The organism is Flavobacterium sp. FG139 (assembly GCF_057809695.1).
On sequence record NZ_JBMDKL010000012.1, the window covers coordinates 68,363 to 81,883 of the forward strand.

The 13,521-nt window shown below is 31.5% G+C and carries 9 protein-coding genes and 1 tRNA gene; 1 reads left to right on the plus strand and 9 read right to left on the minus strand.

Annotated features, from left to right (window positions below; genetic code table 11):
- Positions 1-38: 38 nt before the first annotated feature.
- The 5 genes from ACODSI_RS11345 to ACODSI_RS11365 form a co-directional block, all read right to left on the minus strand.
- Complete coding sequence (locus tag ACODSI_RS11345) at positions 39-1,541, minus strand: MauE/DoxX family redox-associated membrane protein (protein ID WP_488916970.1); 1,503 nt, start codon at positions 1,539-1,541, stop codon at positions 39-41.
- Between the two features lie 91 nt (positions 1,542-1,632).
- Complete coding sequence (locus ACODSI_RS11350) at positions 1,633-2,181, minus strand: helix-turn-helix domain-containing protein (protein ID WP_488916971.1); 549 nt, start codon at positions 2,179-2,181, stop codon at positions 1,633-1,635.
- A gap of 151 nt (positions 2,182-2,332) precedes the next feature.
- A complete protein-coding gene (locus ACODSI_RS11355) occupies positions 2,333-3,568 on the minus strand; it encodes a site-specific integrase (RefSeq protein ID WP_488916972.1) in 1,236 nt (411 codons plus the stop codon).
- A gap of 273 nt (positions 3,569-3,841) precedes the next feature.
- Positions 3,842-3,923 (minus strand) — tRNA-Tyr (locus ACODSI_RS11360).
- A gap of 142 nt (positions 3,924-4,065) precedes the next feature.
- Positions 4,066-5,217: a redoxin domain-containing protein gene (locus tag ACODSI_RS11365; RefSeq protein ID WP_488916973.1), complete on the minus strand. Its 1,152-nt coding sequence runs from the start codon at positions 5,215-5,217 to the stop codon at positions 4,066-4,068.
- Positions 5,218-5,381: 164 nt separating this feature from the next.
- On the opposite strand from ACODSI_RS11365, the gene ACODSI_RS11370 reads away from it, so the two are divergent.
- A complete protein-coding gene (locus tag ACODSI_RS11370) occupies positions 5,382-7,352 on the plus strand; it encodes an endonuclease (RefSeq protein WP_488916974.1) in 1,971 nt (656 codons plus the stop codon).
- Here the strand turns inward: ACODSI_RS11370 and ACODSI_RS11375 are convergent, their stop codons facing one another.
- The 4 genes from ACODSI_RS11375 to ACODSI_RS11390 all read right to left on the minus strand — a co-directional run bounded on the left by ACODSI_RS11375 (position 7,353) and on the right by ACODSI_RS11390 (position 13,501).
- Positions 7,353-9,317, minus strand: coding sequence for a PAS domain S-box protein (locus tag ACODSI_RS11375; protein WP_488916975.1), 1,965 nt, complete (start codon positions 9,315-9,317; stop codon positions 7,353-7,355). It abuts the gene before it with no gap.
- 258 nt (positions 9,318-9,575) lie between these two features.
- The gene (locus tag ACODSI_RS11380; protein WP_488916976.1) at positions 9,576-10,712 is read right to left on the minus strand and encodes a hypothetical protein; all 1,137 of its coding nucleotides are present in this window, start codon (positions 10,710-10,712) and stop codon (positions 9,576-9,578) included.
- An 18-nt stretch (positions 10,713-10,730) separates the two neighbouring features.
- On the minus strand, positions 10,731-11,429 hold the full coding sequence (locus tag ACODSI_RS11385; protein WP_488916977.1) for a DUF2290 domain-containing protein: 699 nt from the start codon (positions 11,427-11,429) through the stop codon (positions 10,731-10,733).
- Positions 11,429-13,501 carry a DEAD/DEAH box helicase gene (locus ACODSI_RS11390; protein WP_488916978.1) on the minus strand — a complete coding sequence of 691 codons (2,073 nt, stop codon included), beginning with the start codon at positions 13,499-13,501 and terminating at the stop codon, positions 11,429-11,431. Before ACODSI_RS11390 ends, ACODSI_RS11385 begins: the two co-directional genes overlap by 1 nt.
- Between the last annotated feature and the right edge of the window lie 20 nt (positions 13,502-13,521).

Sequence of the window (13,521 nt, forward strand, 5' to 3'; positions counted from 1 at the left end):
TCTACAGGTGTTCGATCTTATTCCTGATGCTATATCGTTTATCGCCTTGCTGTATTATCGAGTTGGTAGGCTACCAGAGTGTTATTAAACAGGAAGTACACTTTGTCTTTTCTAGCCCACATTGTTTGTGGTTTTTTATCGTTTAGGTTATAGACATAAAAACTATACTCGTAAGCTTTGGTGTTGAGGTTGTAAACATCAATCACTGAAGTTTGTTTCCAAAGGGTAAGTGATTCATAACGACCTCGAAGATTGGAATTGATAAATAATTGATTGCCTGAAGTACTGCTTAGTTTATTAACCATTAATGGTGGTTCTGCCATTTTTCGGTCACCGTTGCTCAAGGTGGCAATTTTAATTTTAGCCGTAGTTGTCGTATCAATGGTTTTGCCACGATAGGAAAGTTTTAATGATTTATCGGCGACAATAAATTGATTGCGGTAGTAATAGCTGTAAATAAGTTTTTGAATTTGGGGATTGTAGTGCAGTAGTCCGTCACAATCGAAGATGCCCTCAATTTGTTTTTGCAAAAGCCCTTCGCCATAGATTACCCTTGTTTTATTGTTTGAAAAGGTCATGGTTCCTAGTATGCTTTGTCCTGTTTTTAAGCTTTTACTTCGGAAGATTGCTGCTGTAGAATCGATAGGTTCAAAGGCTGAGAAATAGGTTTTTGTTTCTTGAATTTGGGTTGCTTTCCAGTTTGTTGTTTTACCGATAAATAGACATGGCACTGTTCCGTCAGTTAGATAAAACCAGTGATCAATAACACGAACTTGTACTGAAGTAAAAGGCAGTTTGTAATTATTTAGTACGATTTTGTAATTGCCAATACTTTTCAAATCACTACTGATAGCTGTTATTGAGAGTGGTGCAGCATAATTTCCTAAATAAAGAATACCATTGGCCATTCCTGCAAAATAATAGCCATTGTATGGTAAGGTTAATTGCCCTGATTTACTGTAAAGATGCGGTGGATATCTGCGGACAAAGTTGTTTTCCTGATGGATGATTTGCTCTGATTTAAGAAATAGGAAAAGAACCAAACCAATAGAGAAAATACTAGTAGTGAGTAGGACGATTAGTTTATACCTTGTTTTCCAGATTTTGTTTTGTAGTGGCAATTGTTCTAATGAAAGAATAATAGCAACTGCTGCAAGAAAGCAAAAGACTACGTTAAAAACCAAGTGCTGGTTCCATGTCATTTTTTCGAGGATTCCGCCGCAGGAACAAGGAACGAATTCGCTGTAATGCAGAATGATAAAGATGTAAGCGGAGAACATCATCATTAACCCAAAGGAAGCTACTAAGGCAAAGAACCGTGTACGATTGAACATGATTAAAATGGCAATACCAATTTCCAGAGCAGGAATGAACCAAGAGACCCAACCGGCAAAGGCACTTAATAATGGAGATTGTCCGAGTTGAATGGTGAAGCTTTCGTAGTCTGATAATTTGCTGAAAGCAGCATAGGTGAAAAGGGTAATAAACAAGTAGCCAACGATGTCTATGAAGTACTTTTTAATGGTGATTCTGATTTTCATTGCCAGTATTTTAGATGCTGTAAAATTCTGTAAATGAAATGTTTAAAAAATGGCGATTTGGGAATTTGATTATGCAAAATGGAATTGTTGCTTAATTGTCATTCTTGTTCCGACTGAGGTCGCTCGGCGCATATTTGTACTTTTTCCTAAAGGCCTTAAAAAAATTAGTATAGTCGTTAAAACCGCAGAGAAATGATATTTCCTTTAATGGAATTGCTGTTTTCTCTATTAAAAAATGAGCTTTTTTTAAGCGTTCATCATTGTAGAATTGATAGATACTCGTTTTGAGTATTTTTCTGAAATGATCTTTCAAAAAGAATTCGTTTGTACCAAACATTTTAGAAAGTTCTTTTGTTGTTGGCAGCGGTTCCTCTAAATTATTTAAGATGTAATCCTGGACTTTTTGGATGATTACTGTCGCAGCGTCATTACCAGTCAAAATTGGGTGCGTGAAATTGTTTGGATTTAAGTAGTTTGCCAATTGCATTTTTTCAGCAACTTCATTTAGCAGGTGGGCCACTTCATCGAATTGATGGTCTTCACCGTCGAGCTTTATCCGAAAAGCCAAGTTACCTGTTGCCATCTCTAACAACATGCGGTAAATAGTTTTTATTCGTTGGTGGTTTTGTTCTGTGTCCATGTAATGATATAGCGTAAAGAAGTCTCCGGAAGTAATGAGGAAGTATGGACAAAGCTATATAAAGAAAATTCCCGAATCAAAAAGTATAGTGTGTGATTCGGGAATTTAATACTATAAAAAACTTCAAGTTTCTTAATTTACACTGGCATAGTTACGAGCTTTTGGCAAAGTTTTGAGACTGTAGTTTTTGTTTTAAAATTGCCATGTCATCACTTACTCTTTTATCTACTATTTTGGCATAATGTTGCGTAGTTCTGAGGCTTTTGTGACCTAACATTTTGCTAACGCTTTCTATAGGAACGCCATTAGTGAGCGTTACAGAAGTTGCAAATGAATGTCTGGCCATGTGAAATGTAATTTCTTTTTGGATGCCACAAACATCACCAATCTCTTTGAGATAGCTATTCATCTTCTGATTGCTTAATACAGGCAGAATTCTATCTTCGTTTAAGCACTTTGGATGTTCTGCATATTTTTGAATCAACTCTTCAGCAACAGGTAATAGTGGGATTTTAGACCTGGTGTCTGTTTTTTGACGGTTTTTGAATATCCATTTATTACCATCGATTCCAATTCCTAAATGGTCTTTGCGAAGTTGCTGTACATCGATATAGGCCAAACCTGTGAAGCAGCAGAAAATGAAAATGTCCCGCACTTGTTCTAATCGCTTATTCATAAACTTTTTGGAGTAGATTTTTTGAATTTCCTCTTCGGTCAAAAACTCTTTGTCAACTTCATAAACTTTGCCTTCGTATTTGCTAAATGGATTTTTTTCTAACCAATCATTATTCAAACATATGTTTATAATCTTGCGAAAGTTTCGAACGTATTTTACAGCCGTATTGTTGGAACAAACTTTTACACTACGCAGATAGAATTCAAAATCAGTAATAAACGCATGGTCAATTTTTATTAAGGCAATATCGCCATCATTGTTTTTCCAGGAAAGGAAGTTTTGTATATGATTCAATGTTACTTCAAATCGTTGCAGTGTACCACGAGCGTATTGCTTTCCGACTAATTCACGCATTTTATTGTTATGGTCTTGAAATACCGTTACTAACGTCCTATGGTTTTTGTATATACCACTTATTATCGATTTCACGTTTTCAACAGTTACCGGTTCTTCCTTATGCAAGAGAGTCATTTCAGCGCCTAAAACCTTTGAACGCATCATGTCAAGGTAACTATTTATTGAACGAGCTTCTTCTGTAGTGCCTTTCATTTTGGCTAATTCTGATGACCATTTGCCTTTTTCAATGAATTTTTTAGAACTGAATTCGGTTCGCTCTCCATCGATGGTTAACCGGATATAGATTGGAGTTTGACCGTTAGCATTAGTTTTTGTTTCTCTTGGATAGAAATGCAAGGTGATTTTTGTTTTCATGGTGGTAACCTTTTAATTATTATTCAATTTAAATTCCTGACTAATAACAAACAAGATGTACAGCTTTTGAACGGGTTAGTGAACTGGCTAAAAGTACAGTGTTTGTAAGGCTTAAGAAGATTTGGCGAGACCCTATGTTTGGTTAAAATGAAGGGTCTCGATTTTGCTCCCTAAGATTTAAGATTGAATGAATATTTTGGAGGTATCAGAAAAACAAAAACCCTGCAAATCCTAAGATTTGCAGGGTTTTGAGACATTTTGTTTTTTTATTTGTGGGGAGAGCAGGATTCGAACCTGCGAAGATGTAATCAGCGGATTTACAGTCCGCCCTCGTTGGCCGCTTGAGTATCTCCCCATTCGCTTAACGAGGATGCAAATATAGCAACACTTTTGATGTTTCCAAATTTATTTAAAACTTAATTTTCGATTTAATTTTAACCTTTTGGTTTTGAATAAAATAAAAAAAACCTCCTTGTGGAGGTTTTAGTTTTAAATGATTATTTTACATTTAAAAGTTCTTTAATTTTGGTTCGTAGCTCTTCACCTCTTAGATCTTTAGCAATTACAATTCCTGATCGGTCTAATATAAAAGTACTCGGAATTTGTTCAACGCCATACATTCCTGAAATTGGATCCTGATCTCTTTTTAAAGTAGATACTTGCGTCCAAGTAATTTTATCTTTAGCAATCGCTTTGTTCCATTCGTTGACATCATTGTCTAACGAAACACCAATAACATTCAATCCTTTGCTATGAAGTTCGTTGTATAATGCGACCATATTCGGATTTTCTTGTCGGCATGGTCCACACCAAGAAGCCCAAAAATCAATAATTGTTATTTTACCCAATGACTCTTTCAAACTCACCATTTTTCCTTGTGGCGTCTTTGCTGAAAATTCAGGGGCTAATTTTCCAATTAATGCATTTTCTGGTTTGATTTTGTTGTTATTTTCTATCGCTTTTAATTTAGCTTCAATTCCTTTACCAACAACTGTTTTTTTCAAGGACTCATCCAAACTATTGTATAATTTTTTTACGTTTTCCAAATTAAATTTAGGCGAATTAAACATGTCTTCAATTAATAATAACGAAATATAAGTATCCTTGTTTTCTTCTGGAAATTTAGACATAAATTCATCATTTTCTTTCTGAATTTTTTCAAAACCTAATTCTAGATTTTTTACCGTAATGGCATCGTTCTTTTTTCTAGCATCGATGTATTTTTGAAACGTATTATTTTGGTAATCCACTAATCTCTTTTGAATTTCATTTCTTTTAGTGTTGAATTTTTGAAATGCATCATTGTTGAATGTTCCTCCAATTTCTGATTTCCAGATACTGTCTTTATCTATTTTTACTTCAATTTCACCACTTTCAAGGATGAATGGAATAGGTTGTTGAAGCCCTTTAATGAATACAACAGACATGTTTAATTCGTTGGCTTTTCCTTTAAATTGAAACTTTCCATCTTTAATTTTTGTTGAATCTACACTGATTACTACACCATTAGTGTTTTTTTGTTTTAGAAAAACGGTTTGTCCATTAGGTATTCCTTTGGCTTCTCCAGATAATAGGAATTCTCCTTTGGCTACTTTACTACAACTAATTATTGCTAAAGAAAGAGCGATTATAAAAATTATTTTTTTCATTATGAATGTGGGTTTAAAAATTTTTTGCAAAAGTATTTAAAATTAAATTATTCAGCTCGTTTTTAAGATTTGTTTTACAATCGAATTAATTTTTATTTAAAAAGACACACTTTAACATTGTTATTCATATTAAAAAATTAAATTTGTTTGTAATTTAATAATAAATGTATAAAAAAATCGTTCTGGCATTGGCGCTATTCTGTAGTGCAATGCTTCATTCTCAGGTGGTTATAAATGAATTAGATGCTGATACTCCTGGTACAGATACTTTGGAATTCATAGAGTTAAAATCGACTACGCCCAATTTTCCATTAGACGGTTATGTGTTAGTTTTTTACAATGGTCTAACTAATGGCACTGGCACTGCTAGCTATTATGCTTTAGATTTGGATAGTTATGTAACAGACGTTAATGGAATAATTCATTTTGGAAATCCTGCTGTTTCCCCAACACCAGCTATTATAATCCCGAATGCCACCATACAAAATGGTCCAGATGCTGTAGCATTATATCTCGGCGATGCATCAGATTTTCCATTAAATACTCCAGCAACTTCTTCTAATGTAATAGATTCATTTTGTTACACTAACAGTACAACCGTTCAGGCTTCGGCTTTAATGACCGTTTTAAATAATTCGGTTTGTACTTATGATAATCAAGGGCTTTATACGGCTTCAAAATCAATTCAGCGTAAACCAGATGGGACTTATGAAATTAAAACCCCAACACCAGGTATGAACAACGATGGTTCTGGTATTGTTTTAACTTATTTGAGTTTAGCTACGAGTTCTAGTACGATTACAGAAGGGCAAAGTTTAGTCATTACTTACACTTCAACGCAACCAGTTACGGGCAGTGATTTGGTTATTAATTTCACACTTGCCAATGGTGCATTCAATGTTAATGATTATTCAGGGACAACTAGTGTAACCATTCCGGTTGGAGCAACTTCGGGAAGTACCACAATACAAATTCTTAATGATGGTGTTAATGAAGGTGATGAAGAACTCAAAATTGTAGCCAACGCTATTCCTACAACCTATAGTTTATATAATAATAATGTAATTGTTAGGGTTAATGATATCAATTTCATCGTATTACCTTTTGGAACACCATCTAATCCTACCTATGGAAATGTACTAAGTACAGCTCCTTCGGGTTATTACAGTTCGCTAGAAGGTTTATCAGGAACAGCTTTAAAACAAGCACTTCAAGATATAATAGCCAATCCCTCTGTCGTTCGGGCACATACATACGGAGATATTGTTGATATTTTAAAAACAGCCGATCAAAATCCTGAAAATAGCAACCAAGTTTGGATGATTTATACGGAACAACCTCGATCAAAAATTGATTATCAAACTGGAAATAGCATTATAGGAAAATGGAATAGAGAGCATATATATTGTCAATCTCGTGGAAATTATGGCGATTTATACAACCTACCAGCAGATGGCATTAACACCTATGCTTTGTCAGGCCCAAATGATATTGGTGCAGGTTTATCGGATGCACATCATTTAAGAGCCGTTGACGGTCAAGAAAATTCATCTAGAAATAATCGAAATTATGGAGTCGATTACAACGGGCCAACCGGTGCACCTGGAAGTTGGAAAGGAGATGTAGCCCGTGCTATTTTTTACATGGCAGTTCGTTATAACGGATTGAATGTTGTTAATGGAAATCCTACAGACGGAATTATTGGACAAATTGGCGATTTATCTTCTTTATTAACATGGAATCATACTGATGTTTCTGATGATTATGAAATGAATAGAAACAACTATATTTATACTTGGCAAATGAATCGAAATCCTTTTATTGATTATCCAGATTTAGCCAATTATATTTGGGGTTCTCACGTTGGTGACGTTTGGCATGCCAATTTAGCAACTCCAACTTTTGCAAATTCTAACATAGTTGTGTATCCAAATCCGACTAAAAATGTTTTTGCCATTTCGGGATTGACGGATGATTCAACGATTTCTTTGTATTCTATTTTAGGGAATAAATTATCTGAAACTAAAGCTAGTAATCAAGCATTAATTGATATTTCGAATTATAATTCAGGAATTTACCTTTTAAAAATTACTACAAATGGTTTAACTATCGAAAGAAAAATTATCAAAGAATAATTATTTAAAATGTACTGTGAATGTGCTTCCAACTTTGGTATCACTTTCCACAGAAACTTTTCCTCCCATAGCCTCAATCTGATTTTTAGTAATAAATAATCCAATACCTTTCGCATCTTTATTGTTGTGAAAGGTTTTGTACATACCAAAAATACTGTTTCCGTATTTTTTAAGATCAATTCCTAAGCCATTATCCGTAATTTTTAGTTCATTTTTAGAGCTGTCAAAACGTATCGTGATAACTGGTTTTCTATCAGGGTGTGAATATTTTAGAGAATTGGAAATAAAATTCAGCAAAATACTTTCTAAATAGGCCGGATTGTATTTTACTGTAATTTCTTTGTCGACGTCATTAATTACGGTGGCTCCTTTAGAATGTATTTGTTCCAAAAGTGCGTTAACCGTTGAATTTACATAATTATGCAAGTTCAAGTTTTCAACGGTCAAATGAATGTTTGATTGAATATTAATAACATCATTCAAATTTGACATGGTTTCATTTAATGATACAGAAACTTTCTTTAACATACTGGTTAGTTCTTTAGTTTCCGTTTCGTTATCGGAGTCTTCTAATAAATTGGATATCGAATTGATGTTACTAGAATGCGATCTTAGGTTATGTGATACTATGTAGGAGAAATTTAAAAGTCTTTTATTTTGTTCATTAACCAAGTCAAATGATTTTTTCAAACTTTGTTCAGCTTCTTTTTTTTCGGTAATATCTTCTACAATTGCAATGTGAGTTTTTGGTTTTTCTCCTTTTTTCCACAACGGAGCTACAATTAAATTCACCCAAATTATTTTACCAGATTTGTTGATGTACCTTTTCTCCATAGCAAATTCATTAATTTCTCCATTCACCAGTTTTTTCATATTCTCCGCATCTTCATATACATCATCAGCATGAGTAATTTCTCTAAAGTTCAATCCTTTTAACTCTGCTTCATTATATCCAGTAATATGACAATATTCGGTATTTACTTCAATAAATTGTCCAGTTTCTGTAGCTATTTTGGCTATTCCAACTGGAGCTTGATCGAATAAGGTTTTAAATTTCACTTCAGAATCAACTAACTTTTGTGCTTGTTTTAGGATTAATTTTTGTTGTTCAGCAGGTTTCTTGATTATAGTGTGTACCCAAATTCCGATCATTATTGCTAGTAATAACCCCAATATTGAAGAAGTGATGATTTGATAAAAAACAAAATTTTGATTGCTTGCAATCAAATATAATTTCCAATTGCCATCTGGGATTTCTATTGATTGATAATATTTTTTTGAAAAATCAGTGGTATTAGGAAAGAAAAATTCTTCTTTTCCAGTAATTAGATTTTTTTTAGAAAATTGGAAGTAATATTTAGACTTGTCAATCGATTGTATTCCAGAGTTTTTAATCAAGGTTTCTAATCGAATAATAACTGCAGAAAACCCCCAAAAGGTGTTGTTTTTATACACAGGCAATCGTCCAATAATGGCCACACCTCCTTGTTTTAAGTGCAAAGGTCCTGCAAAATAAATGATTTTTGTTTTTATCGATTTTTGTGCCTCTTGTTTAACATCTTTAGTGTGTAAAATATCATAATTCATTGCAGCTTCATTGCCTTTAATGGGATAAATATATTTAATAACGCCACCAGGTACAAGTTGTACTGCATCGATAGATGAATTATTGTCCACTAATTTTTTTCCAATTTTTTCAAAATTTTCTGGAATTCCTTTATCGTCAATCGTAAGCGCCAAAGTTAGAGTAGCCGTATAGCCGTTTTTCAATACTTGCTCCATATTTTGATGGACAACATTGAGAACATTTGACATTTCCCTATGTTGATTGTCTTTAGCAATTTTATATCGCAATGAAACAACAAACCCAACCAAGAACATCGCTATGCAAAAAGCTACCATTGCAGTAAACTTTGGACGTAGTAAAAACCAATTGGCTAATTTTGTACATACTTTTTTTACCATAGAACAGTGTTTTCAATTATTGAGAAATACTATTGAATTCCATAAAGTTATGAAAAAAGTTTAGCTTTTTTTGCTTTTAGAAGAAAAAAATGAATTTAAATCAGTTTGTTTTTTTTAAAAGATTACTTTCCGATACAAAAAGTGAAGTAAATTTCTAAAGCATTGTATTTATTAGGCTTGGCATACATTCTCATTTTTGCAGTAGCAAATATGCAACAAAAGCCCAGTAAATAAAGGATATTTAAAAGTCAAAGATAGTCAAAAATAAAAATTATTTCCAGATTTCTTTTTGAATGTTAAACTATCTTTATCTACATCAGACAATAATTCATCTTCAATATCAACCATAGGATTATACCAATCAAGTTTTGATTTTGCCCAACTTAGCCACTCTTGCAATTCGGCAGTTTTATTTTCTTGGCTTTCTAAGAAGGTATGATACTCTTTCAATATTGTGAACTTTTTCCAGCGGTGTGCATCATTATAAAACTCAATGAACTTGTTTAATTCATCTGCTTTTAGCTGTTGCTTGGCTTGTTCAATCTTTTTAAGTTCTTCATATTTTTGTTGCTCAATTTCTCGTTGCTTTCTTCTATAGTGCATTTCTTGAAATTCACTTTCAATCTTTATTAAGATTTTTTCAATCTGATCTTCTACAAGCAATTTATTTGTATCCGCAAACTCAAATGTTCCAAAACGATGAACTTTAACGGATAATTTACCATTTGCTACCAAATCCCTTGATTTCCATCCGTAATCACTTGTAGTATCTACTGCATTGCTTTTTTCACGAATATAGATTGACATTTTATCATCATCGTAAGCAACAATGTTTAGTCCTTCATCACGTAAATCAATTTTATAGCCCAATAACCTAAAGTTTTTAATTAGATTATCTAATATTCTTAATGAGCGAGAAATGTTTTTTGGCGAAACAATTATACTAGGAAAACCTCTATCAGTTTGCACTGTTCCTTTCAATGGACTGTAAGATTCTGAAACCTTTTTCTTCTCAATATTTTCTTGAGTTTTAACAATTATATCATCAGGCTTACTTAATCTATCTGCAACTTTTAAAATTAAAGAACTATTGTTTCTAATTTTTTCTGCTACAGCATTTTTTATTGGATTTTCTGTATTAGTAATCAGTTTTGCATCCTGAATGTTAATTTTAATTTCTTCCTCTTTTTCCTTTTTTGGGAGTGGAATTTTAGTGGTTTTTTTATTAAATTGAATTTTTTGCCAATGTCCCATAGGTGGAATTGGAACATCATGTTTTTTACATATTTTCCTCAATCCATTATCAGATAGTGAATACTCTTTTGCTAATGTTACCATTGGCTTAGACCACACTTGTTCGTATAATTCTTGTCTTGTTAAGGAGAAAGATTTCATTAAAATATTATTACTTATTTACGATAAAAAAAGTTCATTATTTTCATCGCTCGACCATTTGAAGGTTGGCAACTGCATACATTCACTTTTAATTTTTACAATCTCATTTAAAAAAGTTGAATTTTCTTCAAAATAAGATTTCCAATTATCATAGTAGGTATTTTTTATACAAAATTTTGTGAACTTTAAAGGAGTAATATATTTTGAAGTTGGTATTCTAATATTTTCATTCATTCCAATATGAATATGTGAATATGAATGTACTAATGGAAAATAACCAGCTTTACTACAATCATAGCGAAAATAGTTTGCTATAGAGTTTAATTTTTGTTCATTTAAAAATTGTTCGTACTCATTTTCATTTATTAATTCAGATAGTTCAAATTCTGAAAAATCTTCTAACTCTTCGGTTGTATAAATTTGAATGGCATATTCCTCCTTTGAAATAAAATTGTATGGGTTTTGGATAAAGGCATATCTTAAATCTCCTTCATCATAAAGAAATTGAATTATAGAATCATCTTTAAGTAAAATATCATAATCGAAATTTTCAATAGCACACTTATAAATATCAACTAAATTATTTTTTTTACAAACTTTTAGAAACTCATCTGAATAAATACCATTTCCTTTTGGACCTGTTGATTTATATAGATTAAATTTTTTCAATAATGATATTGAATCATTAATTGATGTTAAAAATTTTGATCGATTCATCATTTTTTATTTTGGTCTAAATCTTTTAACATACTAATTATTTCATCTTGTGATAAACCAATTTTTGTAAGTTCTTGCATTTTATTATTTATTTCATTTAAAATACTTTGCTGTTTGGTTATACCTCTTAATATTGTTCTTGTTTGAGATTTGCTAGGTTGTTTAAAAATGAATTTATAATTATTAGCCTTTAGTAAGTCCATTTCTTTCTTGCATTGTCCTGCCTTTTCAAATCCTGTTAAAACTACCCAACCTTTACTTCTTGTAATTGCTGTAAATACTTTATTTCTATCAATAATATAATCTTTATTCATAAATGCATATTCAGTTCCTACGATATATACCATTCCAGATTCATTACCTTTAGCTTTATTTAAAGTAGTTAAGGTTACATGATTGTCAATACTAAAACTGGTATTATTGTTTGAGGCTTTCAATAAATTAAATGTTGAAATTCCATTTTTATTTAATTTACTCACTATTATGTCAAAATATACACCTATATTTTTACTGTCAAGTCCAATTACACAAATATCGTCGGGTCTTAAGTTTTCTTTTCTTATATCATCAATTATTTTTGAACAAATAAAATCACATTCTTTATTTACATCGTTAAAAATTTCTATTTGAATAGATTCAGATTTAAAAAATTCATTGGTCTTTACTGGACTATTTTCCAAAGGTCTTGAAATTATCATTTCTGAATTATCTGACGAATCCCCACTTTCTACAACAAACCCCAAATCATTCCAATGATTATTGTTTTCTAACCGTTGTAATACTCTATCATTATAAATACCTAATCCTAAGGCAAAAGCATTAATTAATGCTAATCTTGGATTTCTGTAGCATTTATGTAAAACAATATCTTGCAATTTGTTTTCATCTTTAGAAAAGTCTACATAATATTCACCTTTTTCATTTTTTCCAAAAGTTTCCTTTTCATCTTGAATGTTTACATCGAAAATATTTTGAAAGTCGTCATAAGCCCAAACTATTCTCATATCTTTTGTTATCTTTCTACATACTTTGTAGAATGAAGAGGAGAAATCTTGACCTTCGTCAATTAATGTTAAATCATATTTTTCTTTTAAATTTTCTTTTGATAATTTTTCAAAAATATAATTAAATGGATCTTTTGAATCTCCTTTTTTTGCTTCAATAAAACTAATTGGATATATACTGTTTTCTTGGCATGTGTCTGAATAAACCCCCCTTAATCCAGCTCCACCCCATCCATGTAAAATGTGAATTTTATTCCAATCTGGTTCTCTATTGTCTGAAAAATCACGATAATATTTTTCAATTAAATATCTAATCTGTCCATAAAGAGCTTTAGTAAAGTATGTATATAATATTTCTGCTTCAGGATTTTGTAAATGATACAGTGCAACTTTCATTGTCAAAATAATTGTCTTGCCAGACCCTGCTAAACCTCTAATTCTTTGTGGGGAATCAATAATATTTAAAGCAGCTCTTTTTTGCTCAATATCAAATGAAGAATGTTGATTTTGTATAATGTTTAAAATTTCTCCTTTTGACAGTTCTTTATCAGACGTAATTATTCTTTCTTTTTTGTTTCTCAAATGAACAGTTCCTTCAATTGCAGATGTTAACAGTACAAATTCCTCTTCTGAGAGAACTTCGTTTTTGTTATTATAAACTAAATTTTTTATTTGATTCAAGTTAGCAAAGTCATCTAATGTTATTTCTTCTGGAGTGTTAATAAATATTATTGGACTTACATTAATTTTCAGTTCTCTTCTTTTTAATCTTAGTTCATCAACTTTATTAATTCTTGAATAAATATGGCTATCTAAATCATCCATTTTCTTTTTTTCTGTATCATTAAAAGCTTCTATGTTATTTATACATCTAAAAAATATCACTCCAAATTCTTTAGAAACAAATAAAACATGCGCTTGTATTAAATCATCTTTAGTTTCTCCTCTATAAAATGGAAAATTATAGTATAAATTTGTATTTGATAATTCTAAACTTTCGATTTTTTGTATTAAAATTGAAGCTAAAGGGTCTTGTTTTAATTTATTATGGTCAGCTATTATGTTCATTTTTTTTATTATTTAAAGAC

Excerpts from the sequence above, each read along its gene's own strand:
- ACODSI_RS11345 (WP_488916970.1), bottom strand. The coding sequence starts at position 1,541 with ATGAAAATCAGAATCACCATTAAAAAGTACTTCATAGACATCGTTGGC.
- ACODSI_RS11350 (WP_488916971.1), bottom strand. The coding sequence starts at position 2,181 with ATGGACACAGAACAAAACCACCAACGAATAAAAACTATTTACCGCATG.
- ACODSI_RS11355 (WP_488916972.1), bottom strand. The coding sequence starts at position 3,568 with ATGAAAACAAAAATCACCTTGCATTTCTATCCAAGAGAAACAAAAACT.
- ACODSI_RS11365 (WP_488916973.1), bottom strand. The coding sequence starts at position 5,217 with ATGAAAAAAATAATTTTTATAATCGCTCTTTCTTTAGCAATAATTAGT.
- ACODSI_RS11370 (WP_488916974.1), top strand. The coding sequence starts at position 5,382 with ATGTATAAAAAAATCGTTCTGGCATTGGCGCTATTCTGTAGTGCAATG.
- ACODSI_RS11375 (WP_488916975.1), bottom strand. The coding sequence starts at position 9,317 with ATGGTAAAAAAAGTATGTACAAAATTAGCCAATTGGTTTTTACTACGT.
- ACODSI_RS11380 (WP_488916976.1), bottom strand. The coding sequence starts at position 10,712 with ATGAAATCTTTCTCCTTAACAAGACAAGAATTATACGAACAAGTGTGG.
- ACODSI_RS11385 (WP_488916977.1), bottom strand. The coding sequence starts at position 11,429 with ATGAATCGATCAAAATTTTTAACATCAATTAATGATTCAATATCATTA.
- ACODSI_RS11390 (WP_488916978.1), bottom strand. The coding sequence starts at position 13,501 with ATGAACATAATAGCTGACCATAATAAATTAAAACAAGACCCTTTAGCT.